This is a genomic window from Kribbella sp. NPDC020701, from assembly GCF_055562215.1.
Map to the genome: position 1 here is coordinate 195,684 of NZ_JBVHFT010000013.1, position 24,365 is coordinate 220,048.

Consider the following 24,365-nt stretch of genomic DNA (forward strand, 5'->3'; position numbering starts at 1 on the left):
CAGCTGCTTCAGCTAACACCGTTAACTGTTAACGGTGTTAACTCTAAACACCTGCCCTACAGCCATGTCAAGGAGAGTTTTCGAGTGGACCTCGGTGGGACCGGGCGGGACCGGCGGCGAGCGGCGACGCTGGCCGAGATCAAGGCGGCTGCCCGCCGGCTACTGGTCGGCGGCGGTACGGCCGCGGTCGGCCTGCGCGCGGTCGCTCGCGAACTCGGCCTCACCCCGCCCGCGCTCTACCGGTACTTCCCGAGCCACGAGGCCCTCATCGGCGCCCTGATCGCGGACCTGTACGACGAACTGACCGCGGCGCTGATGGCGTTGCAGAGTTCCGACGAGGATGTCGATCTGGGGGCGCGCCTCTACCTGCTGGCCAACGGCTTGCGGGACTGGGGACTGGCGCATCCGGCCGAGTTCGCGCTCCTGTTCGGTACTGCGGTTGCGAGCCCGGACGCGGAGGACCACGACGAGACTCCGCCGCATCAGGCCGCGATGCGCTTCGGATCGGTGTTCAAGGACCTGGTGGCGCAGATCTGGCACTGGAAGCCGTTCCCGTACCCGCCCGACGAGGCGCTGGGGTCCGAGCTGATCGCTCAGCTGAGCTGCGAGTCAGAGCACTTCGGCGGGATGCCGGCCGGTGCCATCTATCTGTCGCTGACCTACTGGACGAGGCTCTACGGCCTGATCTGCATGGAGATCTTCGGTCAGCTGCACTGGGTGCTGCCGGATGCCTCCGCCTACTTCGAGGCACAGCTCTTCGAGATCGGCCAGGCACTCGGCCTCGACTGCCCGCCGCCCGCAGAGACGTAAAAAAGCCCGCGGGCACTTCCAGAACGCGACCGGGTGGCCGAACTCTGGGTCAGGCGGACTGACCTGACTGCCCGCGGGCCCGGTGGCTGGCGTTGAATTGGCCGACCACTTGTCCCACTTATTCAGTGGTTGGCGGTTAGCCCGCCGCCACCTCACGAGTCCGATAGCAATTCATGCGTTGGACCACCTCCCTTCGCGTGTACTGCGAACTTACTGTCCGCGCGCCCGGGGTTCAACCAGTTTTCGCCCAGGGATGAACGACAATCGAACCCATGATCAGACTCGGGCTGCCGGCCATCCTGCTGTTGATCGGAACCGGCTGGTTCGCGTGGGCGTCGTACCGCCGGGCTGCCCAGGCAGAGCGGGCCCTGGCCGCGGTCAACGCCGAGCATCGGGCGCTGCTGCAGGAGGTCAGGTCGCTGGAACGGGCGGTCGCGGCTGCGGAGCAGGGCTTGCGTACGCTCTCCTCGCATCCGTCGGTGCCGCGCGACGTCGCGGTCACCGCCGACCTGACCCTCGCCGACATCCGGCGACTGGTGGACCGTAGCAAGGAGCTCGACGACTGATGGCAAAACTGGGGAGCGCGACGGGGGTGCGCGGCGGGGGCACGAAGGCCAAGGTGATCGGCGGTCTGGTCCTGTTCGTCATCCTGATCATCGTGCTGTTCAACATCTTCAACTTCGCCAGCACCGACACGAACCGGATCGGCCTGCACTACGGCGGCGGCGTGGTCGAGGCGAAGAAGTTCAAGTCGATCATCCCGCCCGGTTCGACGAACAAGCTGATCGGCCCGGGCGACACGTTGTACACCTACCCGATCGACCAGCGCTCGTACATCATCGGCGGTGACGGCGCCGACACCGATGCGGCCGACGAGGTCACCGTGGTCAGCAAGGACAACGTCCGGCTCGGCGTCCGGGTCCAGGTGTACTTCACGCTGAACCGGGACAAGGACGTGATCAAGTCCTTCCACGAGCGGATCGGCCTGAAGACCGAGGCCTACGAGGAGAGCGGCTGGAACGACATGCTGCAGTCCTACTTCCGCCCGCAGATCGACCGGGCGCTGGCCGCGGTCGCCACCAACTACGCCTGGGCCGAGCTGTACAACAACGAGGCGAAGAAGTCCGCCTTCCAGACCGCAGCGGCCAAGGAGTTCACCCGGCTGCTGCCGGCCGCCGTCGGCGGTGACTACTTCTGCGGACCGTCGTACAACGGCAACAACGACTGCGGCGAGCTGTCGTTCACGATCCAGAAGCCGACGCCGCTGGACAAGGGCATCATCGACGGGCTGGAGGCCAAGCAGCGCGCCGAGCTGGCCAAGGCCACCCAGGAGCAGAAGAACCAGCAGGTCAACGTCGAGCTGCAGTCGGTCAAGCAGCAGGTCGCGATGCTCGGCGCGCAGGGCTACCTGCTGAAGACCGCGATCGAGTCGGGCAAGATCCAGTTCATGGTGATCCCGCAGAACGGCAACGTCAGCATCCCGGTGCCGACCACGCCCACCACGACCACGCAGCCGACCCGCTGAGAGCCGAACCGTGCCCGCGCTGCCGTCACATCTCGAGCTCGTGCAGGGAGTCGTCCTGCCCAAGCCGATCGGCGCGGACCCGGTGCTCGACTTCGTCAACACTCGGTCCGACTGGACCACCCCTGGCCCGGCCCGGACCGAGTGGCTGACGTCGTACGAGGCCTTCCTGATCTGGAACTCGTACGTCGGCCTGTTGCCGCCGGCGACCGTGTTCCGGCTGATCGAGCAGGCCGCGGCGAAACCGACCGAGGCGTCCCGGCGGCTCGCCACGACGCTGGAGTTCCGCGCCGACCTGTACGACGTCCTGACCGGCGCGGCGACCTCCTTGGAGGCGGTGGCGCGGGTGATCGAGAAGGCCTCCGGGCGACGGCGACTGGTGTCGACCGACGAGGGAGCCGGTTGGGAGCTTCCGGAAGATCTGGCCAAGCCGCTCGACCAACTCGCGCTCCTGGCCGGTGAGTTGGTCACCGGCCCGTCCCGGGCGCACGTCCGCGTCTGCCCGTCCTGCGGATGGCTGTTCCTCGATCCGCGCGGCCGCCGCCGCTGGTGCTCGATGGCGACCTGCGGGAATCGCGCGAAGGTCCGCGCCCACGCGGCCCGCGGGCGTTAGTTGAACAGAGCTGGGTCGACCATGATCCAGGTGTGCCGGGCGCGGGCGAGCACCCGGCCGTCGGCGTCGTACAGGGTGCTGGCGGTGAAGGTCTTGCGCCCGTCCTCGCCGAGGTAACGGCCGAGCGCGACGCACTCCTCGCCGGCCGGCGGGCGCGCGTCGACGCACGCGGTCAACTGGCCGAGGACCGACGGCCGGCCCTCCAGGTCGATCGCCCAGCCGCCCGGGCAGTCCAGCGCGGACCACAGGAAAGTCTCGTCCACCAGTCCGTCGCCGTTCGCGAGGTCCGCGGCCGGCGTCCAGGTGCACGCCGTACGCCCGTCGCCGACCGGCCCGGGCTTCAGCTGCAGCCCGCCGGCATTGGCGGGCCCGCACACGAAGCACGTCGGGAACGGGTGGTTGCTCAGCCCGCGGTACGCCGCCTCCGCCGCCAGAGCCTCCTCCGGCGACACCGGGTCGATCGTCGCGTCCGCGAGAAAGGCACTGTCGACGGGCGACCCGTCCGCCACCAGCGCGTCCCCGTCCGTCAGCCGCACCCCGTCGGCGTTCGCCGCGAGGTCGAGGTCCCGGTCAAGTGGCGGTGGCATCCGCAGGGTCACGCGCGGCACGGAGGTCCCGTCGAGCTGCCCAGCCAACGCCGCGCCGACCAGGCCGGCCACGTAGCCGCCGTTGCCCGATCGCTCCGGTCCCCGAAACCGCTGTTCAACCCGAACGACGCTCATGGGCCACGACCCTAACCAGAATCGAGGACCGGACCCCAACCGCTCACGTTCGGTCGCTCACTTTGCCACGCAGAGTAGCCAAACAAGCGTCCGGCACAGTGTCGACCGCATCGCCTTCCACGGGCGCGGCGGCGAGCGAAATACACAGGTGTGAGTTCCGATCACGGTGGGAAAGAAGCAGTTTCAGAGAAATCTGAGGAATTCTCGGAGATAACAGAGCTGAGCCCTCCAGTTCAAACGACCGCTTGAACTATGCTGACTGCAGGCTACGGCGAGTGAGCAGGTGGGGTGCCTGAGCGAGCAGTGGCCCGGGGGGAAGGAGAACTCTGTGGAGACATCGGTCGAATCGACCCGGGAGAGGTTGCTCAACGTCGCTGAGCAACGATTCGGAGAAGGGGGTTACGAGGGAACATCGCTGCGCGCCATCACGGTCGCGGCGGCCGCGAACATCGCGGCGGTCAACTATCACTTCGGTTCGAAGGAAGCCCTGCTGAGGGCTGCGGTCTCGCGGGCGATGGCGCCGGTCAACACCGAGCGGCGGCGCCGGCTGGACCAGCTGGAAGCCTCCGGACGGCCGACGCAGGAGCAGTTGATCCGGGCGTTCATCGAGCCCGGACTGGAGCTGGTCATGCGCCGCGGCGAGCGTGGTGCCGTGGTCGCACGTTTCATCGGCCGGATCGCGTTCGATCCGAGCCAGCGGATCCGCGAGCTGTACGCGGCGGAGTCCGATCCCATCGAGAAGCGCTACCTGGCCGCACTCCAGGCCGCGCTGCCGCACGCGACGCCTGAGGCCGTCGGGTTCGGGTACGTGAACATGCTCGGCCTGCTGGCCCTGCACCAGTCCCAGGCACTGTCCCGTCCATCCGGTGTGGCACCCGGTGTCACGCTGGCAGAGGATCCCGGCCGTCTGTCCGAGGACCTGATCGCCTTCCTGGTGGCGGCCTTCGACCGCGGCCTGCGCCCCTGATCGGTGGCGTCCGAAACCCGTGGCACCCTGCCCACGGATTCCGGAAGCAACTGAACCAGAGGGTCCAGTGGTCTGCTCGGAGCTGTCCGGTGGTCTGGCGGGAGTTGTCCGAGAATTGCTCACGGATGTTCGGACTGCCGGGTAACGCTGCATAATGGCGCTCCGTGGACCCCTGTGAAGTCGTGGTTGCCGTCGATCTCGGTGGAACCCGGATGAAGTGCGGCCTGGTCGCCGCCGACGGTGCCGTGCTGCACCGCGAGACCAGGCCCACTCCCCGGGAGGCCGGGGGCCGCGCCGTGCTCGACGCCTTGCTGGAAACCGTCGTCGAGCTCGGCCAGAAGGCGACCGCCGACGCCCACCGGGTGCGCGCCATCGGCGTCGTCGTCCCCGGTGTCATCGACGCCGCCACCGGCACCGTCGGCGCCGAGAACCTGGCCTGGGTCGGTACGCCGGTCCTGGCCGAGCTCACCGCCGCCGTCGGCAACGACGTACCGATCGTGCTCGCCCACGACGTCCGGGCCGGCGGGTACGCCGAGCTCCGCCAGGGCGCCCTGGCCGGCACCACGAACTCGATGTTCCTGCCGCTCGGCACCGGGATCGCTGCGGCGATGGTGATCGACGGTTCCCTGGTCAGCGGCGACGGCTACGCCGGCGAGCTCGGCCATACCAGGTTCATCCACGGTGACACGGCCGAGCTGTGCGCATGCGGTCAGTGGGGCTGCCTCGAGACGGTCGCCTCCGCTGCCGCGCTGGCCCGCCGGTACGGCGCTCGCACCGGACGGACCGTGGACGGCGCCCGCGAGGTGCTGGAGCTGGTCGCGGCCGGTGATCCGGATGCCGCTCAGGTCTGGGACGACGCGCTGGCCGTGCTGGTCGATGCCCTCGTCCTCTACACCACCCTGGTCGCGCCGACGCGGATCGCGATCGGCGGCGGACTGGTCGGAGCGGGCGAGACGCTGCTGCAGCCACTGCGCGACGGGATCCACGCGCGGCTGACGTTCCAGCGCGAGCCGGAGATCGTCGCCGCCGTGCTGGGTGAGGACGCTGGCTGTCTCGGCGCCGCCCTGATGGCATGGGACCGGGTGGCCGCCGAGGAGAAGGGCAGCTCTGAATGACGACATATCGCGTAGGCCGGTTGGTGACGCCGGACGATGTGCTCGAGGGCGCCTGGATTCAGGTGGTCGACGAGGACATCCGTGCGTTCGGCCGCCGCTCGGACGGGATGCCCGCCGACGGCAAGCGGCCCGAGGATCTCGGCAACGTGACCGTGGTGCCGGGGTTCGTCGACATCCACACCCACGGTGGCGGCGGGTCGACGTACTCGACCACCGATCCGGAGGAGGCGCGCAAGGTCGCGGCCTTCCACGCCAAGCACGGTACGACGACCACCCTCGCCAGCCTGGTCACGTCGCCGCTCGACGACCTGGTCGCCCAGACGGCCTGCCTGGCCGAGCTGATCACCGATGGCGTGATCGCCGGCGTCCACCTCGAGGGCCCGTTCCTGTCCGAGGCGCGGTGTGGTGCGCACGAGCCGACCTTGTTGCGGCCGCCGCTGAAGGACGACGTGGCGAAGGTGCTGAGTGACGCGGTCAAGATGGTGACGATCGCGCCGGAGCTGGAGAACGGCCTGGAGGCGATCCGCCAGGTGGTCGACGCGGGCGCTGTGGCGGCGCTCGGGCACACCGATGCGACGTACGAGCAGATGATCGCGGGCGCCGACGCCGGCGCGACCGTGGCGACCCACCTGTTCAACGGGATGCGGCCGTTCCATCACCGCGACCCAGGCCCGGTCGGCGCCGCGATCAATGACGAGCGGTTGCTGCTCGAGGTGATCAACGACGGCCTGCACCTGGATCCGCAGGTGGTCCGGGTCGCGCTCGCGGCCGCCGGCGTAAACCGGATCGCGCTGATCACCGACGCGATGGAAGCCACCGGGATGCCGGACGGCCGGTACAGGCTCGGCAGCCTCGAGGTCGACGTCAAAGAGGGCCTGGTGACGCTTGCCCACGGCACGCACTCGATTGCCGGCAGCACCTTGACCATGGACGTCTCCTACCGCAACGCGGTCAAGGCCGGGGTGTCGATGGTGGACGCGTCCCGGATGGCGTCGACGACACCGGCCCAGACCTTCGGCTGGTACGACGTGGGCTCGCTCGAGGTCGGGAAGCGGGCGGACATGGTGCTGCTGGACGACGAGTACGCCGTCCAGAAGGTGATGCGGGCAGGGTCGTGGCTGGACTGATCGGGACCGTCACTCTCAACCTCGCGCTGGACGTCACCTACGAGGTCGACGATCTCGTTGTCGGTGGGAGTCATCGGGTCGAGCACATCCGGCGACGCGCCGGCGGCAAGGGCGTGAACGTCGCGCGAGTGGCGGCGACGCTCGGGCATCAGGTGCTGGTCTTCGGCTTCGTCGGCGGGATCACCGGTGAGCTGGTCGCCGAGGAGCTGTTCGACGCCGGGCTCACCGCGCTGCTGACCCCGATCGCCGGCGAAACCCGCCGTACGGTTGCCATTGTCAACGGTGCCGACGGGGACGCGACGATCTTCAACGAGGCCGGGCCGACCGTGAGCGCAGACGAGTGGCGCGCGTTCGGCGATCGGATGCCGTGGAGCCGGCTGGGTGTGCTGGCCTGCTCGGGGAGCCTCCCGCCAGGGCTGCCGGCCGACGCGTACGCCGAACTCGCGGTCCGCGCACGGCATCACGACGTACTGACCGTGATCGACGCGGGTGGTGACAGCCTGACCGCGGCCGCGAGGGCCGGTGCGGTGGTGCGGTCCAACGCGGCCGAGCTGCGGGACGCGCTCGGTGACACGACGGTCGAGGACGGCGCCCGGCAACTGGTCGAGCTCGGCGCGACCGCGGCCGTGATCACCGACGGCTCCCGCGGGATGGTTGCTGCTAGCACCAAGGGCGTCTGGCGGGCGCTCCCGGTCGAGACGGTGAGCGGGAACCCGACCGGCGCGGGCGATGCCTGTACGGCGGTGGTCGCGGCGGCCGTCGCGGAATCGCCGGAGCCCGACTGGTCCGTCGTACTCAAGTCTGCTGTCGCCGCGTCGGCCGCGGCCGTGCTGACACCGGTGGCCGGCGACATCGATCTGGCCGCCTACCGGCGCTGGCAACCGCAGGTCACGGTCAACTAAGGAGGATCCATGCCGTTGGTTTCTGGGGCCGAGGTGGTGCTGGCTGCAGCCAAGGCCCGGCGCGGGGTCGGTGCGTTCAACGTGATCCAGCTGGAGCACGCGACCGCGCTGATCGCCGGTGCCGAGCAGGCCGGCGCACCGGTCATCCTGCAGATCAGCGAGAACGCGGTGAAGTACCACGGCGCGCTCAAGCCGATCGGTGTCGCGACGCTGGCCGCCGCGTCCGCCGCGTCGGTTCCGGTGGTCGTGCACCTCGATCACGCGATGGACCGCGACCTGGTCACCGAGGCGGTCACGCTCGGCTTCACCTCGGTGATGTACGACGCCTCCAAACTCGAGTACGCCGACAACGTCGCGGCCACGAGCGAAGTGACGGCGTTCTGCCATGACCACGGCGTCTTCGTCGAGGCCGAGATCGGTGAGGTCGGCGGCAAGGACGGCGTACACGCACCCGGCGCCCGGACCCGTCCGGACGAGGCGGTCGCCTTCGCGGAGGCCACCGGCGTCGACGCACTCGCCGTCGCGGTCGGCTCGTCCCACGCGATGACCGAACGCACCGCCACCCTCGACTTCGGCCTCATCGCCGAACTCCACGCGGCGGTCGCCGTCCCGCTTGTCCTGCATGGCTCCTCTGGTGTCGCCGACCCCGACCTCACCCGAGCCGTCGAGGCCGGCATGACGAAGGTCAACATCGCGACTCACCTCAACAACGTCTTCACCGACAAGGTCCGGCAAGTCCTGGCCGACAACCCGAAGCTGGTCGACACCCGCAAGTACCTGGGGCCGGCTCGCGAAGCGGTAGCTGCCGAGGTCGCCCGCCTGCTCGGCGTTCTCAAGGCGGTCTGAGGTTCCGCGGCTACATCAACGAGGCGTTGCCGCGGATCCAGTGGGCGCGCAGCGCGTCCCGCGCCTGCTGGACCTGCTCGCGTGCCGTCGGGTCGGGCACCTCGAAGTCGTCGATCAGCCGGGTCAGCGCGAACTCCATCGCCGCGACCACGGCGTCCTCCTCGGTGAGGTCGGACTCGACCACTGCCCGCAGCCCGGCCGCGAGCGCGGTCAGTCCGGCCTGCTCCTGCGGGGTGAACCGCAGCGAGATCTCGGTCCTGGCGTCCACGCGATGTCCTCCTCGGCGCTTGATACAGTCATCGTGCAGTGCAACGATCATGTTGCACAAGACTCGCGCGTGAGGAGTCGATCGCGATGACGGTGGCGGTGGACGAAACGCTGCGTGCGGCGACCATCGCCGTTCTCTCCGAGCACGGCTGGTCCGGCGTGACGCTGGAGCGGGTCGCCGAGAAGGTCGGCCGGTCCCGGGTCACGTTGTGGCGCCAGGGGCTGACCGTCGAGGCCCTCCTGGACTCTCTGCTGGATGCCCTGGCCGAGGACTACCGGAACACGATGTGGCCCGTGCTGGCCGGTTCCGGCACCGGTCGCGAGGGCCTGGTGCGGGCGCTGGAGGCGCTGTTCGACGTGATCGACCGGCATCTGCCGCTGATGCTGTCGTCCGACCTGGTCTTCCACCAGGAGCAGGCGCGCAACGGCCCGGTGTCGTTCATCGATCCGTTCGAGCGGTTCCTGCGGGAGGGCGAGGCGGACGGCACGCTGCATCCGCACGGCCGGATCAGCGACGTCGCCGAGGTGGTGATGGTCTCGGCTGCCTTCACCTACGTGCACATGCGCGGGCGGCACCACTGGTCCCGGTCCCGCGTGCGCCGGCTCACCCTCGACCTCGTGCTGCGGGGCGTCGTCACCTTCTGATGCAACATAACCGTTGCATTTTCTGCAACGGCCATGTTTCACTGACGGAAACCACGTCTCTGGAGGGACCACCATGACTCTTCCCTACGCCGAACCGTTGACCCGGCTCGAGCCACAGCCGCGGGTGATCCCCGAGCCGCCGCGGGTCGGGGAACCCGGCGGCGATCCATGCGGACTGTGTGACTGGCTGGCGAGCTACGAGCAGTCCGAGCACCAGCCGCCGCTCTGGGTCGACGAGAACTGGGCACTGTGCCGGGCCACCGGCGTCACGATTCCCGGGGTGGTCTGGCTGGCCAGCCGGGGCCATCACGACTCCTTCGCCGATCTGCCCGACCAGGTCGCCGCGAGCTACGGTCCGGTCGTCGCCCGGGTCGAGCGGGCGATCCTGGCCCTCGGCGACATCGCGCGGGTGCACGTCTATCGTTGGGGCGACGGTTCGGCTCACTTCCACGTGTGGTTCTTCCCCCGCCCGCTGGGCATGCTCGAGGCCAGGCGGGAGATGCTGCCGCTGTGGGCGGACCTGCTGCCCGAGGCGCCCGAGGAGGTCGTGGCCGATGCCGAACGGAAGATCGCTGCGGCGATGGCGGCGGACGACTAGTTCAGGCCGGGAGGCCCCGTGATCTCACCTCAGCCTGGTCTGGTTCGGCGGCTCGGCTTGACCGACGCGGTGCTGATCGGGCTGGGGTCGATGGTCGGTGCCGGGGTGTTCGCGGTGTGGGTGCCGGCCGCGCAGGCCGCCGGGTCCGGGCTGCTGATTGGGCTGGTGATCGCGGCAGTGGTTGCCTACTGCAACGCGGTCTCGTCGGCGCAGCTGGCTGCTGTCTATCCCGTCTCGGGCGGGACGTATGTGTACGGGCGTGAGCGGCTGGGACAGTGGTGGGGGTTCGCCGCCGGCTGGTGTTTCGTGGTGGGCAAGACGGCGTCGTGTGCGGCGATGGCGTTGACGTTCGCGACGTACGCGGTGCCGGGAGCCGAATGGCTGCAGAGGCTGGTCGCGTTGGCAGCGGTCGTCGGCCTTGCCGCGGTCAACTACCGCGGCGTGACCAGGACCGCCCGGCTGACCAGGATCATCGTCGTCTGCACCCTGACCGTCCTTGCCTTGGTGCTCGTCCTGCTGTTCACCGGTGGGCCGCACCGTGACCTGCCGACGCTCGCGGGCACCTCGCCGTACGGCGTTCTGCAGGCGGCCGGACTGTTGTTCTTCGCGTTCGCCGGGTACGCGCGGATCGCGACGATGGGCGAGGAGGTCCGCGACCCCGCCCGGACCATCCCGCGGGCGATCAGCATCTCCGTGGTCATTGCCATCGGCATCTATCTCGCCGTTGGCCTGGGACTCCTCCGGGTCCTCGACCCGGCGACCAGCACCGCACCACTGGCTGACGCGGTCGACGCCGTCGGCGCCGCCTGGGCTTCACCGGTCGTGCGGGTGGGTGCGGCCCTCGCCAGCCTCGGCGCACTCCTCGCCCTGATCGCGGGCATCGGCCGTACGACCCTCGCGATGGCGCGCAACCACGATCTCCCTGCGTGGCTGGCCGCCGTACATCCGCGGTTCCAGGTGCCGCATCACGCCGAGGTCGCGCTCGCTGTAGTCGTTGGCGTGCTGGTGCTGACCACCGACCTGCGAGGAGTGATCGGGTTCTCGTCGTTCGGCGTTCTGCTGTACTACGCGATCGCGAACGCGGCCGCCTTCACGCAACCGGCCGATCAACGTCGATGGCCTCGCGCCATCAACGTGATCGGCCTGATCGGTTGCGTCGTCCTCGCGGTCACCCTCCCGTGGACCTCCGCGGTGGTGGCCGCCGGACTCCTCGCGCTGGCCCTGATCGTACGAGCGGTCAGGACAGGTCGCGGCGGATCCGCCAGAAACTGAACCCGGTCAGCGCGAACGCCAACAGCATGAACAACCCGAACTCCCGCCACTGCAGCGCCCAGAACCGGTCCGCGGTGAAGTACTTGACGTGCTGGCGGTAGCCTTCGTCGGCAAATCGTTGGAAGCATGCGGCGGACTTCGGCGACGTCTCGCGCTGTGTTGTTGCGATACCTGGCGGCGGTCCCGGCTCACAGTCGATCATCCAGCTCGGCAGTGTGCTCAGAGTCTTACCGTTCTTGTCCACGGTCTTGTCGAACAGCTTCCAGGCGCCGACGGATCCGCTCGCCACTTCGATCGCCTTCACCTGGGGCGGCTGGGTGTCGCCCGTCAACATGAAGCCCCGGATGTTCTCCGCGGACGCGACGATGTACTGGTCCGTCGGTGCGAGCAGATGGGGCCGGATGAGCGACGGTGTGAGGATCTGCACCAGGATCACCGCGGCCAGTGTGACGGCGAGGGCGACCAGGGTTCGACGGATGACGAGGCCGATCGCGACGCCGAGGGCGAACGCGAAGGCGGCGTACCCGATCGGGACCAGGCCGCGGGCGCTGAAGATCGGTGGGAACATCCGGGGCAGGTAGGTGTTCGAGTCCTGGCCGGCGTTGATCGCGTCGTCGATCGGGTCGGACCACCAGGTCACCGCGAGGCTCAGCACGCCGGTGATCGCGATCGCGGACAGCCCGGTGATCCCCATCTTGGTGGCGAGCCAGCGGCGGCGCGAGATGCTCTGGCTCCAGACCAGCCGGTGGGTGCCGGTCTCCAGTTCGCGGGCGATCAGTGGTGCGCCCCAGAACGCGCCGATCACCGGCGGTACGGCGTACAGCATCACCTGGCCGACGATGTAGAGCAGCGGGTTGAGGCGCTCGAAGCCGAGGTTCTTGATGAAGTCGTCGGTGAGGCGGTGGTAGTCGTCGAGCAGGTTCGGGCCGGTCACCGCGAGGACGATCGCGGCCGCGACGATCGCCGCCGCGACCACCAGGAACTGGACGCGGAACTGCCGCCAGGTCAGCCAGATCATCGCTGCACCTCCAGGACCGGACGCTCGGGCTGGACGTCGCGGCCCATGTAGGCCAGCACCAGGTCCTCGAGCGTGAGTTGGGTGACGTTCCAGGCCGGATCGAGGATCGGCCGGTCCGTCCGGATCAGGTACGTCGACTGCCGGTCGGTGTGGCTCGCGGTCACCACGTGCTGGTCCTGTGGCAGGTCCTTCGGATCGCGCCGCGGTCCGATCAGCCGGAAGTGCGTCGCGAGCAACGTGTCGATCTCCCCGCTCACCTGGACCCGCGAACCGACCAGCACGATCAGGTAGTCACAGGATCGCTCGACATCGGAGACGAGGTGCGAGGACAGGACGACACTCAACTCCTGCTCGGCGACCGCCGCCATGAGGTCCTGCAGGAACTCCCGGCGGGCCAACGGATCGAGCGGGGCGACCGGCTCGTCGAGGACCAGCAGGTCGGGACGTTTGGCCAGGCCGAGGGTGAGCGCGAGCTGCGCCCGCTGGCCCCCGGACAGCTTGCCGGCGCGCTGCTTCGGGTCGAGCTGGAGGTGCTGAATCCGTTGCTGAGCAAGGGATTCGTCCCACCCCGGGTTGAGTCGCGCGCCGAGTCTCAGGTGATCCGCGACGCTCAACCGCTGATATGTCGGCGTGTCCTGAGCGACGTACCCGACCTTGGCCTGCTGAGTCCCGGCCGGAGCCCCCAGCACACTGACCGACCCCGTAGTCGGCGTCAGCATCCCAACAGCCATATTGAGCAACGTGCTCTTACCGGCCCCGTTAGGCCCCACCAGCCCCACAACATGCCCGGCCGGAACCTCTAAATCGCAGTCGGTCAACGCCCACCGGCGCCCGTACTTCTTCCCCAACCCCTGGGCTTGCAGCACCGCGGTCATCGGATTGATGGCGTGGAAACCTCGCCCTTCGGAGCGAGGAGGAAACGCCATCTCCCTCCCTTCGGAAAGTGTCGGTGTTGTCTGATTGGCTTCTGTGCGTGTCCCGTTACCGCCTCGCTCCAACGCCTGCTCAAGCTGCGGTGTTGCTGGAGCATTGCGGACACGCCAGGTTCGTGTGGAACCTTGCGCTCGAGCAGTGGTCGATGTGGCGGACCGGCCGCCGTTCGCAGCCTCCCCGGTTCGTCGAGCAGGCACGGCAGCTCACCGGAGCCCGCGAGGACAACGGTTGGTTGCGCGCTGGGTCGCAGACGGTGCAGCAGCAGGCGTTGCGGGATTTCGATCAAGCCGTGACCGGGTTCTTCGCCGGCACTCACCGGCGACCGACCTGGCGCAAGGCCGGTCGGCACGAAGGGTTCCGAATCGTCGGTCGTCAGGCGTCTCGGGTCGAACGATTGTCGCGGAAGTGGGGACAGGTCCTCGTTCCGAAGGTCGGCTGGATCAAGTTCCGGCTGTCCCGCCACTTGCCCGAGGCGAAGTCGTACCGGGTGACCCGCGACAGCGCAGGCAGGTGGCATCTCGCGTTCGCTGTGGCCCCGGAGCCGATCCCGCCGCCCGGCACCGGGGAGATTGTCGGCGTGGATCGAGGCGTGGTCGTGTCCGCTGCCTTGTCGACGGGGGAGTTCCTGTCGTGCCCCGGACTCACCAGCCGTGAGAAGACTCGTTTGCTCCGGTTGCAGCGCGGTTTCGCACGTGCTCAACGCGGATCGAACCGGCGCGTCCGGATCAGGACGGCGATCGCCAAGCTGAAGGCCCGGGAAACGGATCGGCGCAGGGATTGGGTCGAGCAGACCTCCACCGCGCTTGCGCGTCGGTTCGACGTGATCCGGGTCGAGGATCTGAACATCCGGACCATGACTCGCTCGGCCAAGGGGACGGCTGCCGTCCCAGGGAGGAATGTTCGGCAGAAGGCCGGACTCAACCGCGGCATTCTCTCCAGCGGCTGGGGGCGACTGGTCCAGCGATTGGAGGACAAGGCTGCCGGTCGGGTCGAGAAGGTGCCGGCGGCGAATACATCGCGGACGTGCTCGCGCTGCCGGACCACGGACAAGGAGGCGCGCGAGAGCCAAGCCGTCTTCCTGTGCCGGTCCTGTGGGTACACCGCGAACGCCGATGTGAATGCAGCCATCAACATCGCGGCAGGGCGTGCCGTGACCGCGCGTGGAGCCGTTGCAACTCTGTCGGCATTGAAGCGCGAACCTCAACTGACTACCTCCGCGTAGATGGGTTGGAATCCCTGTCCTGGTGGGCGGGGAGGACGTCAAGCTATGTCCTCCTCAGAGGCGGTCCGAAAGGTTGTCAGGAACAACGCCTCGATGCTCTCGTCGTCGAGGCCGGCTTTGCGGGCCTTGGCCAGCCAGCGGCGGAGGTCCTGCCGCAGGGGGCCGTGCGCGGCCAGCGAGTTGTCGGTCAGGGTGCGGGTGACGAACGTGCCGCGCCCCGGCCGGGCCTGCACCAGGCCTTCGTGCTCGAGCTCGCGATACGCCTTGAGCACCGTGTTCGGGTTGATCGCCAGCGCGGCGACGACGTCCTTCACCGTCGGCAGCTGGTCCCCCTCCCGGAGCAGACCGAGCCGCAACGCGTTCCGGACCTGCTGAACGATCTGCTGGTACGGCGAGACCCCCGACCGCCCGTCCAGATGGAACTCGATCATCCGTAACCCCATTCATCTAGTTACCTAGCACTATAGAGGTATGGGACAAGGTTGGGTCAAGAGTCGCGATGGGATCAGCGGATGGCGTCGTACCGGCGGAGGGCCTCGCGGCGGGCCTCGGCATGGTCGACCACCGGATCCGGGTAGCCGTCGGCGCCGCCGTGTTTCCAGGGTTCGTGGGCGGCCTTGCCGTCGAGGTGCCGCAGTTCGGACACCCAACGGCGGACGTAGGAGCCGTCGGGGTCGAACTTCACGCCCTGCCCGACCGGGTTGAAGATCCGGAAGTACGGCGAGGCGTCCGCGCCGCAGCCGGCCACCCACTGCCAGTTCAGCGAGTTCGAGGCCAGGTCGCCGTCACGCAGGGACTGCATGAACCAGCGCGCGCCGAACTTCCAGTGCACATGGAGGTCCTTGACCAGGAACGACGCCACCACCATCCGCACCCGGTTGTGCATGAACCCGGTCTCGGCAAGCTGTCGCATCCCGGCGTCGACCAGCGGGAACCCTGTCCGGCCTTCGCGCCAGGCGTCGAACAATTCCCCGGGTTCGTCGTACCGCATCCGCTCGAACTCCGGTCGCAGCGGCTTCCAGGCCGCATGCGGATTGCGCGCGAGCAGATCCGCGCAGAACTCCCGCCACGCCAGCTCGCGGCGATAGGCCTCCGCGCCGGCGCTGCGCTTGCGAGCCAGGTCGGCCAGCATCGTCCGCGGGTGGATCTCGCCGTACTTGAGTGGAATCGACATCCGCGACGTGCTGTCGAGATCGGGTCGATCCCGCTCATCGTCGTACCCGGCGACGTCGTCGAGGTACGCGCGCCAGTGCTTGAGCGCAGCCTGCTCACCGGCGCCGTCCGCACTACCCTCCGGCAGGTCCTCGCTGTCGGCCTTGACCCAGTCAACGTCGGCCGGTGCGTCGACGGGCTTCCGCCAGCCGTGCTCGAGCCACGCCCGGAAGTACGGCGTGAACACCTGATAGGGCCGGCCTTGCTGGTTGAGGATCCGCCCGGGCGCGATCGCGTACGGCGAGCCCGTCGCCACCAGCGGACACTTCAATGAAGCTTCAACTTCTCCGTCCCGGCGCTGACCATAAGGACCGTGATCAGCGCTGACATGCACGCTGCTCGCCCCGACCTCCTCGGCGACAGCCGGGATCACGTCCGCCGGATCACCCCGCCGTACGACGAGCCTCCCGCCCATGGACGTGGACAAGCGGTGCAGCGAGGCGGCGAGGTGCTCGCGACGTGGAGTGCCGGATCGGTCCCATAACAAAGGGTCCAGCACGAAGACCCCGACCACCCGCCCGTCACCCGCAGCGACCGCGTCGAGCAGCGCTGGGTTGTCGGCCAGTCGGAGATCCCGTCGAAACCACATCATCGCTGTCACGGGTCGCATCCTCCGCCTGTACCCACGGCGATTGGGTAAGGCTTGCCTGCATAGGTGAGAATGGTTGTCGTGAGCGAGCTGATCGATACCACCGAGATGTACTTGCGGACCGTGTACGAGCTGGAAGAAGAAGGCATCCTCCCGCTGCGCGCTCGTATTGCCGAGCGGCTGCACCAGTCCGGGCCGACGGTCAGCCAGACGGTCGCCCGGATGGAACGCGACGGCTTGATCAAGGTGGAAGGCGACCGGCACCTCGAGCTCACCGATGTCGGCCGCAAGCAGGCGACCCGGGTGATGCGCAAGCACCGGCTGGCCGAGCGGCTGCTGGTCGACGTGATCGGGCTGGAGTGGGAGGACGTGCACGCGGAGGCCTGCCGCTGGGAGCACGTGATGAGTGACGCCGTCGAGCTGCGGCTGCTCAAGATCCTCGGCAACCCGACCGAGTCGCCGTACGGAAACCCGATCCCGGGCCTGGAGGAGCTGCAGAACGACGGCCACGCGAGTGCGACCGAGGACTTCCGGATCGGCGTCGAGGCGCTGGACCAGGTGCTCGACCAGGCCACCGGGGAGAGCGTCCGGGTGCTGGTCCGCCGGATCGCCGAACCGGTGCAGAGCGACGACGGCGCGATGGCGGTGCTGCGCAAGGCCGGTGCGCTGCCGGGCCGCGAGGTCGACTCGACGCTGGACGCCGAGGGCGTGCTGGTGGGTAGCCGCGAGGCCGGCGGCGTGATCAGTGACGAGACGGCCGGGCACATCTTCGTGAGCCGGGTCTGACGTTCAAGCTTCCATTAAGACCTCGTACGGAGAGCGCTCGATGCTGTACGGCGTGTGTGCACCAGGTAGCGTCTGACCGCAATGTCTGAGAACGCGATCGACTGGCCGGAGTATCTGCGGGAGTTCCACACCGCGGCTCCGGGCAGCACCGAAGCCCTGCTGTCCAGGGCGGTGGCAGGCGACCATACGCCGTACCGCTGGCTGACCCGTGCTGTCTCGGGGGAGGCCCGCCGGGTCCTCGACCTCGCATGCGGCAACGGCCCGGTCTCCCGCGAGCTGCACGGCCGGTGGGTCGTGGGTGTCGACAACAACCAGGCTCAGCTGGCCGGTGCGCCGGGGCCGAAGGTTCAGGCGGACGCGCTGCACCTGCCGTTCGCCAACGAGGTCTTCGACGTCGTCACCTGCTCGATGGGCCTGATGGTGCTGCAGCCACTGCCCGACGTACTTGCTGAGGCGGCCAGGGTGCTGCGGCGAGGCGGCGTACTGGCTGCGATCGTGCCGGCCGTGCGACCGCTGCGACGCGGTGACATCCGCACGCTGAGCGGGCTGACCACGCGGCTGCGGTCGACCCCGCAGTTCCCGGCCGGTGGCGAGATCACCGAGCTCAAGGACCAGCTGCACCACGCCGGTTTCGACGTGATGGAGAGCCAGCGGGAGCGGTACGTGTACACGATCCACAGCCGCGACGACGCCTGCCGGCTGGTCAACGCGCTCTACCTTCCCGGTACGCCGGACGTCCGCCGGAACACCGCCGCCGGGTGGCTCGCGGACCGGGCCGAGTCCAAGGACGGCCTCGAGGTCGCGATCCCGATCCGCCGGATCACCGCGATGCGCACCAAGCTCGCTCTGACTGGTTCCTGATCACTGGGTGGCACCAGCCTCCACGGTCTGTACCGTGTGCCTGTGGGTGCGCTGAGCTGGTCCGTCCGGACGGTCGACCGGGCGCTCGACGGTGAGACGGTCTACCGCGAGCTGCTGGCCGGTGAACCGGTCGCGTTCTGGCTCGACGGCAGCCTGACGGACCGGGCGATCCGCCGCGTCTCCGTCCTCGGTACGACGCTGGGTCCGCAGGCGGAGGTCGTCGTACGGGAGGTCTCCGACGGTGACGTGTTCGCCGAGTTGAACGGGTTGCTGGGTGCGCGGGTGGCCGACGTACCGGCTGAGCTGGACGGGCTGTTCAGCGGTGGCTATGTCGGGTACTTCGGGTACGAGTTGAAGGCGTTGACCGGGGGAGTGGCGGCGCACGAGTCGCCGGCGCCGGACGCGCTGTGGATCTGGGCGAACCGGTTCGTCGTCATCGATCACGACAACGACCTCACCTACCTCGTCGCGGTGGACGAACCCGGCGCGGGTGAGGACTGGCTCGAGCGCGCCGAGCTGGCCGCGTCCGACTGGTGGATGGGCAGCGTCGAGATTCCGGCGATCGCGAAACTCGATCTCGAAGCGCATCTGGAGCAGGACCGGTCGACGTACCTGGCCGGCATCGCCGCGTGCATCGCCGAGCTCGAGGCGGGCGAGACGTACGAGGTCTGCCTGACGAACCGGGTCCGGCTGCCGGCGGTGCCCGACCCGTTCGAGTTCTTCCGCTGGCAGCGGGCCACGAACCCAGCGCCGTACGCCGCCTTCTTGCGGTACGGCGATCTCGCGGTGGCGAGCTCGTCGCCGGAGCGGTTCCTCACCGTTGACGGGGACGGGTGGGCCGAGTGCCGGCCGATCAAGGGGACTGCGCCGCGCGAGCCGGACCCGGCGCAGGATCAGTTGGCCGCGAAGGCGCTGGCCGAGGACGAGAAGACCCGGGCCGAGAACCTGATGATCGTCGACCTGATCCGCAACGACCTCGGCCGGGTGAGTGAACCGGGCACGGTGCACGTTCCGCAGCTGATGGAGGTCGAGACCTACCGGACCGTGCATCAGCTGGTCACCACGGTCCGCGGCCGGCTGCGGTCCGGGGTATCCGCGGTCGACGCGGTCCGCGCGTGCTTCCCGCCGGGGTCGATGACGGGCGCGCCGAAGATCCGCACGATGGAGATCCTCGACTCGCTCGAGTGGAGCGCGCGCGGGGTCTACTCGGGCGCGCTCGGCTACCTGACCGTGGACGGACGCGCGGACCTCAGCGTGGTGATCCGGACGGCGGTCCTCACGCCGGACGAGACCATGATCGGAGCGGGGGGTGCGATCGTGCTCGACTCCGAGCCGGTCGCGGAGTACGACGAAATGGTGCTAAAGGCAACAGCAGCCGTAGGCGCAACCGCCGCGGCCGAAGGGTGGGGGAAATGAGTGAGTTGCAGGTGGCGGATTCGTTTCTGGTGGCGGGCGGGAAGGTCCGTGGGATCGAGCTGCACCGGGAGCGGTTCGTACGGTCGTGTGCGGCAGTCGGGGTGTCCGCCGAGGCGTTCTGGGACGACCAGGCCGGGCGGTTGCCCGGGTTCGGCCGATGGTTCCCGCGGTTCGAGCTGCGGATGTCCGGCGAGCTGGCGGTCCAGCTCCGGCCGGCGCCTCCGATCGGCGGGCGCGTCCGCGTCGCCGTCCACGACGGGCCGGATCCACGGACGGCACCGCGGGTGAAGGGTCCCGATCTCGAGCTCCTCGGGAAGCTGAAGGAATCCGCTCCCCATCGCGCGGACGAGATCCTCCTCCTCGACCACGACGGCACCGTGCTCGAGGCGGCGTACTCGGCCCTCGCCTGGTGGGAAGACGACACCCTCTGCTTCCCGCCCTCCGACCGCCCCCTCCTCCCGTCCGTCACCGCCCAACTCCTCCGCCGCATCGCCACCACCCAAGGCGTACCCGTCGTCGAGCACGCCATCACCCCCACCGACCTCCAATCCACCACCGAGGCCTGGCTCGTCAACGCCCTCCACGGCATCCGCCCCATCCACGCCTGGTCCGACTCCCCCATAGACCCCCTCCCCAACTCCCACTCCACCCCCTGGCAATCCCACCTGGATTCCCTGGCCACCCCCCTCTAAGACCCCCGCCCATACACCTCGCCCCGTCCCCGCTACCCCCCGAGCCCGGCGTGCGCCGTACGCCGCTTGACTCGGCCGGGTGCCGGCAGCTTCGGCTTGTTAAAGTGATATCAGTTTGATAGCTTGGGGATAGCGAAAGGGAGTGGTGACGGTGGAGATGGATGTTGCGGTGGAGATGCCGAAGCCGAAGGTGACTGAGCGGGTGGCTTGGCAGGTCAACGGGTGGCCGGTGGCGCTGGTGGCGTTCGTGTTGCTGGTGGCGGGCGTGGTGCAGTTCAGCGTCGGCGTCGCGCACGGGGAGGGCGGGATGATCGCGCTGGGGAGCGTCCTGTTCGTCGTCGGGGTGATCGTCGCGGCCGGGCTGACTCCGGTCTCGCCGGGGCGGGCGCGGGTGTTGCAGATCCTCGGGCGGTACGCCGGGACGATCCGGACCGACGGTCTTCGCTGGGTCAACCCGATCTCCACCCGCCGGGAAGTCTCGACCCGGATCCGCAACCACGAGACGGCCGTTGCCAAGGTCAACGATGCCGACGGCAACCCGATCGAGATCGCCGCGGTGGTGGTCTGGCAGGTCGAGGACACCGCGCAGGCGATGTTCGAGGTCGACGACTTCGTCGAGTTCGTGGCGATCCAGACCGAGACCGCGGTCCGGCACATCGCGAACAGCTATCCGTACGACGTCCACACCGACGACGGCGGCCTGTCGCTACGGGACAGCACCGACGAGATCACCGAGACCTTGTCCGCCGAGATCGCGGCCCGGGTACAGGCGGCCGGCGTACACGTGATCGAGTCGCGCATCACGCACCTCGCCTACGCCCCTGAGATCGCCCAGGCGATGCTGCGTCGTCAGCAGGCCGGTGCGGTGGTGGCGGCCCGGCAGCGGATCGTCGAGGGTGCGGTCGGCATGGTCGAGCTCGCGCTGGACCGGCTGTCCGAGCACGAGGTCGTCGAGCTCGACGAGGAGCGCAAGGCGACCATGGTGAGCAACCTGCTGGTCGTGCTGTGCGGCGATCGAGACGCCCAGCCGGTGGTCAACGCCGGCTCCCTCTATCAGTGAGCGGCTGTCGTGGCCGTCGAACGCAAGAAGATCCTGCTCCGGCTGGATCCCGTGGTGCACGACGCGCTGGCCCGGTGGGCGGCCGACGACCTGCGCAGCACCAACGCTCAGATCGAGTTCCTGCTCCGGCGGGCGCTGGCCGAGGCGGGCCGGCTGCCCACCGGAGTCGGTAAGATGCGTCGCCCGGGCCGACCGGCCAAGGAGGAAGACGATGAGTAAGACAGTGGTGACCCCGCTCCGGAGGCCGTCGGCGCCCCGACGCCGGAAGGCTGTTGCGCTCGGCAACGTGAAGGCCCCGGACGCCTTGCTTGCAAGGCTTTTCCTGCTCGCCTACGATCCGCAGCGCGGCCGGCTGACGGCTCGCTCGAAGCTCGGGAAGGTCCTGCGGGCCGCGGCGCTGACCGACCTGCAACTGACCGGAAACCTTGCCGATGACAACGGCCGGGCCCGGCTGACGATGGCGCCCGCGCCGTACGATCCGGTGCTGGCCGGTGTCCTCGAGGACATCCGCGCCGTCGGTCCGCGCAAGTGGCGGCGCTGGATCGATCGGCGGCCGCGCGCGATCATCCGCGCGGTCCGCGACGACCTCGAGCGCGCGCACCTGATCAGGGTCGAGCCGCACCGGATCCTCGGCCTGATCCCCGCCGACCGCATCACCCTGCGGCAACCGCTCGTACGGCGCCAGATCCTGCAGAGCGTACGTGACACTCTCCGGCCGTCCCGGCTGGTCTCCCGGGTGGACCTGCGCGACGCGGCGGTCGTCGTACTCGCGTCGACCGCGGACTTCCGCACGGTCGTCACCAAGGATCAGCGCACTCGTCACAAGGACCGCCTGGCCCAGCTCGCCGTCCGCGTCGGGCCAACCGTGCCCGCGCTGAAGAAGTCCCTCCAGTAGTCCCAGTACTCGGCCGGCGGCTAGACGGCCTGACACCGCCGGGTGCTATGGTTCGTTACTCAAGTAGCTAACCAAGGAACCGGTGAGGGGGTGGCGTGGTGTTCGACGACCGGAGTCCGATCTACCTGCAGATCGCGGAGCAGATCAAGAACGACATCGTCACCGGCGCGCTCGCCGAGGACGAGCAGGTGATGTCGACGAACCAGTACGCCGCCTTCTACCGGATCAACCCGGCGACCGCGGCCAAGGGGTTCGCGCAACTGGTCGACGAGGGCGTGCTGTACAAGAAGCGCGGGATCGGGATGTTCGTCAGCCCGAATGCCCGTGACTTGCTCCGCGCCGGCCGGCGGGACTCGTTCATCGCCGATGTGGTCGACCCGATGATCCGGGAAGCCAAGGCGATCGGCGTACCCCTCAAGGACGTCATCCAGCACATCCGCACCTACGGAGACTCGTGATGAGGACCCTGGAAGAAAACGCCCTGACAGTCCACACCGAGAACCTGTCGGTCCGGTTCGCGGGGGTGCCGGCGCTCGACCGGCTCGACCTGCGGCTGGCGCCGGGCAAGATCCACGGCCTGCTCGGCCGCAACGGGTCCGGTAAGAGCACCCTGGCGGCGGTTCTGGCGGGCTTTCGGCGGCCGGACGAGGGTCGGGTACTGATCGAGGGCGGCGACCTCGGTACGGCGCAGGAGCCGTACGAGAACGCGGTCGTGACGAGCCGGGTCTGCCTGATCCGCGAGTCCGGTGACCTGGTCGAGCAGGCCCCGGTCCGGCATGCGATCGGTCTCGCCGCGAGCTTGCGCCGGTACTGGGACGAGGATGTGGCCGGTGATCTGCTGGACCGCTTCGAGATCCCGTTGAACAAGAAGATCCAGAAGCTGTCTCGTGGTAAGAAATCCGCGCTCGGGGTCGTGCTCGGTCTCGCCGGCCGGGCGCCGTTGACGATCTTCGACGAGAGCTACCTGGGTATGGATGTCCCGTCCCGCAATCTCTTCTACGACGCGCTGCTCGCCGACTACACCGAGGTGCCGCGCACGATCGTGTTGTCCACCCATCTGGTCAGCGAAGTCAGCACACTGCTCGAGGAGATCGTCATCCTCGACAACGGACGCCTGGTCACCCAGTCCCCGGTGGACGCGCTGCGCGGCCGCGGTGTCTCGATCGTCGGCCCGGCCGCCGGTCGGCCTGCAGGAACTCTTCGTCCACCTGACCGCCTCGACGAAGGGAGCGTCTTCATGAACGAGCGCAGCGAGTTCATCAGAAAGCACCGCGCGCATCGTGTCTCATCCGCGCCCGGAGCGAAGCGAGGACGTGGATGAGCACCGCTGTTGACGACAGGACCGAGCAGGTGTCACGGGCGAGCGCTTCGGCGACCTTGCCGCGTGGCGTGACGTCCGGGCAGCGGTTGCGGCGGATCGTGCTTGCGCTGGTGATCGGCCTGCGGCCGATGCTGGTCGGCTATTGGCTCGTGATGCTGGTCGGGTTCCTCGTCGTCGGCATCGCGGTGAAGGCTGTGACCGGCGGGATCGACCACAGCACCTGGGATTACGGCACCCAGTCGCCGAAGTACTTCTCGATGGCGATCGGCATCACGGTCACTCCGGCATTCCTCTCCCTGCTGGTCGCCCAGGGCATCACCCGGCGGATGATGTCCGTTGCCGCGAGCATCTATCTGACCGGCGCCGCGGCGGCGACCGCGCTGCTGTGGGTGCTGGTCTACCAGGTCGAGAATGTGATCTACAGCTGGCAGGGCTGGACACAGACCTTCGCCAACCCGCACCTGTTCACCAAGACCTCGCAGGTGGGTCTGATCTTCGCGGAGTTCTTCCTGCTGATCCTGTCGCACGAGGTGGCCGGCTGGTTGCTCGGCATCACGTTCGTCCGGTTCGGATTCTGGCGTGGCGTGCTGCTGCTGCCGCTGTCCGTGATCCCGGCCGTCGCCGCCGAGTTCCTGCTCGTCGCGCAGTGGCTCGCCGACGTCCTGAACGGCCTCGGCTATAACCGTCCACCACTGGCCGTCGCCGTGCCTTCCGTTCTCGTGGTCAGCGCTCTCGGTCTGTACGCCGGCTATCTCGTACTGCGACCGATGGCACTGAAACCAGCCAAAGGATGAACGCTTGACTGAACTGACAACGGGCCGACTTATACACAGGGGGTGTGTATAAGTCAGGCCATTTCTGTGGATGGTTGCGCGGTCACTGTGGACGACGCGCGCGAGGTCGCGAAGTGGCGGAAACTGTTGGCAGGAAGGGCTTGTGCGACCGTGGCCCTCG

The 24,365-nt window shown here is 68.6% G+C and carries 29 protein-coding genes; 23 read left to right on the top strand and 6 right to left on the bottom strand.

Annotation, left to right across the window (positions count from 1 at the left end; translation table 11 throughout):
- Positions 1-84 precede the first annotated feature (84 nt).
- The 4 genes from ACZ3HV_RS29180 (at position 85) to ACZ3HV_RS29195 (ending at position 2,945) form a co-directional block, all read left to right on the top strand.
- The gene (locus ACZ3HV_RS29180; protein ID WP_465688678.1) at positions 85-810 is read left to right on the top strand and encodes a TetR/AcrR family transcriptional regulator; all 726 of its coding nucleotides are present in this window, start codon (positions 85-87) and stop codon (positions 808-810) included.
- Positions 811-1,082: 272 nt separating this feature from the next.
- Positions 1,083-1,376 carry a hypothetical protein gene (locus ACZ3HV_RS29185; protein WP_465688680.1) on the top strand — a complete coding sequence of 98 codons (294 nt, stop codon included), beginning with the start codon at positions 1,083-1,085 and terminating at the stop codon, positions 1,374-1,376.
- Positions 1,376-2,335: an SPFH domain-containing protein gene (locus ACZ3HV_RS29190; RefSeq protein WP_465688682.1), complete on the top strand. Its 960-nt coding sequence runs from the start codon at positions 1,376-1,378 to the stop codon at positions 2,333-2,335. The genes ACZ3HV_RS29185 and ACZ3HV_RS29190 overlap by 1 nt, the downstream gene beginning before the upstream one ends.
- Before the next feature lie 10 nt (positions 2,336-2,345).
- Positions 2,346-2,945 carry a CGNR zinc finger domain-containing protein gene (locus ACZ3HV_RS29195; RefSeq protein ID WP_465688684.1) on the top strand — a complete coding sequence of 200 codons (600 nt, stop codon included), beginning with the start codon at positions 2,346-2,348 and terminating at the stop codon, positions 2,943-2,945.
- Here ACZ3HV_RS29195 and ACZ3HV_RS29200 read toward each other — a convergent pair.
- Entirely contained in the window at positions 2,942-3,667 is a 726-nt protein-coding gene (locus ACZ3HV_RS29200; RefSeq protein ID WP_465688686.1) for a PaaI family thioesterase, read from the bottom strand. The genes ACZ3HV_RS29195 and ACZ3HV_RS29200 overlap by 4 nt on opposite strands.
- 328 nt (positions 3,668-3,995) lie before the next feature.
- Here ACZ3HV_RS29200 and ACZ3HV_RS29205 point away from each other — a divergent pair, with 328 nt between their 5' ends.
- The 5 genes from ACZ3HV_RS29205 (at position 3,996) to ACZ3HV_RS29225 (ending at position 8,624) form a co-directional block, all read left to right on the top strand.
- Positions 3,996-4,634 (top strand): TetR/AcrR family transcriptional regulator, encoded by a 639-nt coding sequence (locus ACZ3HV_RS29205; RefSeq protein WP_465688688.1) that lies wholly within the window; start codon positions 3,996-3,998, stop codon positions 4,632-4,634.
- A gap of 164 nt (positions 4,635-4,798) precedes the next feature.
- Positions 4,799-5,749 (top strand): ROK family protein, encoded by a 951-nt coding sequence (locus tag ACZ3HV_RS29210; RefSeq protein WP_465688690.1) that lies wholly within the window; start codon positions 4,799-4,801, stop codon positions 5,747-5,749.
- Entirely contained in the window at positions 5,746-6,876 is a 1,131-nt protein-coding gene (gene nagA / locus ACZ3HV_RS29215) for an N-acetylglucosamine-6-phosphate deacetylase (RefSeq protein ID WP_465688692.1), read from the top strand. Before ACZ3HV_RS29210 ends, nagA begins: the two co-directional genes overlap by 4 nt.
- Positions 6,864-7,778 carry a 1-phosphofructokinase family hexose kinase gene (locus ACZ3HV_RS29220; RefSeq protein ID WP_465688694.1) on the top strand — a complete coding sequence of 305 codons (915 nt, stop codon included), beginning with the start codon at positions 6,864-6,866 and terminating at the stop codon, positions 7,776-7,778. Before nagA ends, ACZ3HV_RS29220 begins: the two co-directional genes overlap by 13 nt.
- A 9-nt stretch (positions 7,779-7,787) precedes the next feature.
- A complete protein-coding gene (locus ACZ3HV_RS29225; protein ID WP_465688696.1) occupies positions 7,788-8,624 on the top strand; it encodes a class II fructose-bisphosphate aldolase in 837 nt (278 codons plus the stop codon).
- 10 nt (positions 8,625-8,634) lie between these two features.
- Here ACZ3HV_RS29225 and ACZ3HV_RS29230 read toward each other — a convergent pair whose 3' ends face one another.
- Complete coding sequence (locus tag ACZ3HV_RS29230) at positions 8,635-8,892, bottom strand: hypothetical protein (RefSeq protein ID WP_465688698.1); 258 nt, start codon at positions 8,890-8,892, stop codon at positions 8,635-8,637.
- 86 nt (positions 8,893-8,978) lie between these two features.
- On the opposite strand from ACZ3HV_RS29230, the gene ACZ3HV_RS29235 reads away from it, so the two are divergent.
- The 3 genes from ACZ3HV_RS29235 (at position 8,979) to ACZ3HV_RS29245 (ending at position 11,406) form a co-directional block, all read left to right on the top strand.
- On the top strand, positions 8,979-9,536 hold the full coding sequence (locus ACZ3HV_RS29235) for a TetR/AcrR family transcriptional regulator (RefSeq protein WP_465688700.1): 558 nt from the start codon (positions 8,979-8,981) through the stop codon (positions 9,534-9,536).
- Positions 9,537-9,609: 73 nt separating this feature from the next.
- Positions 9,610-10,134 (top strand): hypothetical protein, encoded by a 525-nt coding sequence (locus ACZ3HV_RS29240; RefSeq protein WP_360373011.1) that lies wholly within the window; start codon positions 9,610-9,612, stop codon positions 10,132-10,134.
- Positions 10,135-10,152: 18 nt separating this feature from the next.
- Positions 10,153-11,406, top strand: a complete 1,254-nt coding sequence (locus ACZ3HV_RS29245) for an APC family permease (RefSeq protein ID WP_465688703.1) — start codon at positions 10,153-10,155, stop codon at positions 11,404-11,406.
- On the opposite strand, the gene ACZ3HV_RS29250 is transcribed toward ACZ3HV_RS29245, so the two are convergent.
- On the bottom strand, positions 11,372-12,424 hold the full coding sequence (locus tag ACZ3HV_RS29250) for an ABC transporter permease (protein WP_465688705.1): 1,053 nt from the start codon (positions 12,422-12,424) through the stop codon (positions 11,372-11,374). The genes ACZ3HV_RS29245 and ACZ3HV_RS29250 overlap by 35 nt on opposite strands.
- Positions 12,421-13,350 (bottom strand): ABC transporter ATP-binding protein, encoded by a 930-nt coding sequence (locus ACZ3HV_RS29255; RefSeq protein ID WP_465688707.1) that lies wholly within the window; start codon positions 13,348-13,350, stop codon positions 12,421-12,423. Before ACZ3HV_RS29255 ends, ACZ3HV_RS29250 begins: the two co-directional genes overlap by 4 nt.
- Before the next feature lie 47 nt (positions 13,351-13,397).
- Between ACZ3HV_RS29255 and ACZ3HV_RS29260 the strand changes: the two genes are divergently transcribed.
- A complete protein-coding gene (locus tag ACZ3HV_RS29260; RefSeq protein ID WP_465688709.1) occupies positions 13,398-14,579 on the top strand; it encodes an RNA-guided endonuclease InsQ/TnpB family protein in 1,182 nt (393 codons plus the stop codon).
- Between the two features lie 38 nt (positions 14,580-14,617).
- On the opposite strand, the gene ACZ3HV_RS29265 is transcribed toward ACZ3HV_RS29260, so the two are convergent.
- Together ACZ3HV_RS29265 and ACZ3HV_RS29270 are read right to left on the bottom strand one after the other, a co-directional pair.
- Positions 14,618-15,010 (bottom strand): GntR family transcriptional regulator, encoded by a 393-nt coding sequence (locus ACZ3HV_RS29265; protein ID WP_465688711.1) that lies wholly within the window; start codon positions 15,008-15,010, stop codon positions 14,618-14,620.
- A 74-nt stretch (positions 15,011-15,084) separates the two neighbouring features.
- The gene (locus ACZ3HV_RS29270) at positions 15,085-16,401 is read right to left on the bottom strand and encodes a cryptochrome/photolyase family protein (protein WP_465688713.1); all 1,317 of its coding nucleotides are present in this window, start codon (positions 16,399-16,401) and stop codon (positions 15,085-15,087) included.
- Between the two features lie 51 nt (positions 16,402-16,452).
- Between ACZ3HV_RS29270 and ACZ3HV_RS29275 the strand changes: the two genes are divergently transcribed.
- The 10 genes from ACZ3HV_RS29275 to ACZ3HV_RS29320 all read left to right on the top strand — a co-directional run bounded on the left by ACZ3HV_RS29275 (position 16,453) and on the right by ACZ3HV_RS29320 (position 24,205).
- The gene (locus ACZ3HV_RS29275; RefSeq protein ID WP_465688715.1) at positions 16,453-17,166 is read left to right on the top strand and encodes a metal-dependent transcriptional regulator; all 714 of its coding nucleotides are present in this window, start codon (positions 16,453-16,455) and stop codon (positions 17,164-17,166) included.
- An 81-nt stretch (positions 17,167-17,247) separates the two neighbouring features.
- The gene (locus ACZ3HV_RS29280; RefSeq protein WP_465688717.1) at positions 17,248-18,027 is read left to right on the top strand and encodes a class I SAM-dependent methyltransferase; all 780 of its coding nucleotides are present in this window, start codon (positions 17,248-17,250) and stop codon (positions 18,025-18,027) included.
- Positions 18,028-18,069: 42 nt separating this feature from the next.
- Positions 18,070-19,443 (top strand): aminodeoxychorismate synthase component I, encoded by a 1,374-nt coding sequence (gene pabB, locus ACZ3HV_RS29285; protein WP_465688718.1) that lies wholly within the window; start codon positions 18,070-18,072, stop codon positions 19,441-19,443.
- A complete protein-coding gene (locus ACZ3HV_RS29290; protein WP_465688720.1) occupies positions 19,440-20,135 on the top strand; it encodes an aminotransferase class IV in 696 nt (231 codons plus the stop codon). The genes pabB and ACZ3HV_RS29290 overlap by 4 nt, the downstream gene beginning before the upstream one ends.
- A gap of 157 nt (positions 20,136-20,292) precedes the next feature.
- A complete protein-coding gene (locus tag ACZ3HV_RS29295; RefSeq protein WP_465688817.1) occupies positions 20,293-21,195 on the top strand; it encodes an SPFH domain-containing protein in 903 nt (300 codons plus the stop codon).
- A gap of 9 nt (positions 21,196-21,204) precedes the next feature.
- Positions 21,205-21,414: a type II toxin-antitoxin system antitoxin gene (locus tag ACZ3HV_RS29300; protein ID WP_360373046.1), complete on the top strand. Its 210-nt coding sequence runs from the start codon at positions 21,205-21,207 to the stop codon at positions 21,412-21,414.
- Positions 21,407-22,090, top strand: a complete 684-nt coding sequence (locus ACZ3HV_RS29305) for a GOLPH3/VPS74 family protein (protein ID WP_465688723.1) — start codon at positions 21,407-21,409, stop codon at positions 22,088-22,090. Before ACZ3HV_RS29300 ends, ACZ3HV_RS29305 begins: the two co-directional genes overlap by 8 nt.
- 95 nt (positions 22,091-22,185) lie before the next feature.
- Entirely contained in the window at positions 22,186-22,548 is a 363-nt protein-coding gene (locus ACZ3HV_RS29310; protein ID WP_465688725.1) for a GntR family transcriptional regulator, read from the top strand.
- On the top strand, positions 22,548-23,411 hold the full coding sequence (locus ACZ3HV_RS29315) for an ATP-binding cassette domain-containing protein (RefSeq protein ID WP_465688727.1): 864 nt from the start codon (positions 22,548-22,550) through the stop codon (positions 23,409-23,411). Before ACZ3HV_RS29310 ends, ACZ3HV_RS29315 begins: the two co-directional genes overlap by 1 nt.
- Complete coding sequence (locus ACZ3HV_RS29320; protein WP_465688729.1) at positions 23,408-24,205, top strand: hypothetical protein; 798 nt, start codon at positions 23,408-23,410, stop codon at positions 24,203-24,205. Before ACZ3HV_RS29315 ends, ACZ3HV_RS29320 begins: the two co-directional genes overlap by 4 nt.
- Positions 24,206-24,365: the final 160 nt, after the last annotated feature.

What these genes read in the sequence shown, in the direction of transcription:
- ACZ3HV_RS29185 (WP_465688680.1), top strand. Translation starts at nt 1,083, where the DNA reads ATGATCAGACTCGGGCTGCCGGCCATCCTGCTGTTGATCGGAACCGGC.
- ACZ3HV_RS29190 (WP_465688682.1), top strand. Translation starts at nt 1,376, where the DNA reads ATGGCAAAACTGGGGAGCGCGACGGGGGTGCGCGGCGGGGGCACGAAG.
- ACZ3HV_RS29200 (WP_465688686.1), bottom strand. Translation starts at nt 3,667, where the DNA reads ATGAGCGTCGTTCGGGTTGAACAGCGGTTTCGGGGACCGGAGCGATCG.
- nagA (WP_465688692.1), top strand. Translation starts at nt 5,746, where the DNA reads ATGACGACATATCGCGTAGGCCGGTTGGTGACGCCGGACGATGTGCTC.
- ACZ3HV_RS29225 (WP_465688696.1), top strand. Translation starts at nt 7,788, where the DNA reads ATGCCGTTGGTTTCTGGGGCCGAGGTGGTGCTGGCTGCAGCCAAGGCC.
- ACZ3HV_RS29235 (WP_465688700.1), top strand. Translation starts at nt 8,979, where the DNA reads ATGACGGTGGCGGTGGACGAAACGCTGCGTGCGGCGACCATCGCCGTT.
- ACZ3HV_RS29240 (WP_360373011.1), top strand. Translation starts at nt 9,610, where the DNA reads ATGACTCTTCCCTACGCCGAACCGTTGACCCGGCTCGAGCCACAGCCG.
- ACZ3HV_RS29250 (WP_465688705.1), bottom strand. Translation starts at nt 12,424, where the DNA reads ATGATCTGGCTGACCTGGCGGCAGTTCCGCGTCCAGTTCCTGGTGGTC.
- ACZ3HV_RS29255 (WP_465688707.1), bottom strand. Translation starts at nt 13,350, where the DNA reads ATGGCGTTTCCTCCTCGCTCCGAAGGGCGAGGTTTCCACGCCATCAAT.
- ACZ3HV_RS29265 (WP_465688711.1), bottom strand. Translation starts at nt 15,010, where the DNA reads ATGATCGAGTTCCATCTGGACGGGCGGTCGGGGGTCTCGCCGTACCAG.
- ACZ3HV_RS29270 (WP_465688713.1), bottom strand. Translation starts at nt 16,401, where the DNA reads ATGCGACCCGTGACAGCGATGATGTGGTTTCGACGGGATCTCCGACTG.
- ACZ3HV_RS29275 (WP_465688715.1), top strand. Translation starts at nt 16,453, where the DNA reads ATGGTTGTCGTGAGCGAGCTGATCGATACCACCGAGATGTACTTGCGG.
- ACZ3HV_RS29280 (WP_465688717.1), top strand. Translation starts at nt 17,248, where the DNA reads ATGTCTGAGAACGCGATCGACTGGCCGGAGTATCTGCGGGAGTTCCAC.
- ACZ3HV_RS29290 (WP_465688720.1), top strand. Translation starts at nt 19,440, where the DNA reads ATGAGTGAGTTGCAGGTGGCGGATTCGTTTCTGGTGGCGGGCGGGAAG.
- ACZ3HV_RS29295 (WP_465688817.1), top strand. Translation starts at nt 20,293, where the DNA reads ATGGATGTTGCGGTGGAGATGCCGAAGCCGAAGGTGACTGAGCGGGTG.
- ACZ3HV_RS29305 (WP_465688723.1), top strand. Translation starts at nt 21,407, where the DNA reads ATGAGTAAGACAGTGGTGACCCCGCTCCGGAGGCCGTCGGCGCCCCGA.
- ACZ3HV_RS29315 (WP_465688727.1), top strand. Translation starts at nt 22,548, where the DNA reads ATGAGGACCCTGGAAGAAAACGCCCTGACAGTCCACACCGAGAACCTG.
- ACZ3HV_RS29320 (WP_465688729.1), top strand. Translation starts at nt 23,408, where the DNA reads ATGAGCACCGCTGTTGACGACAGGACCGAGCAGGTGTCACGGGCGAGC.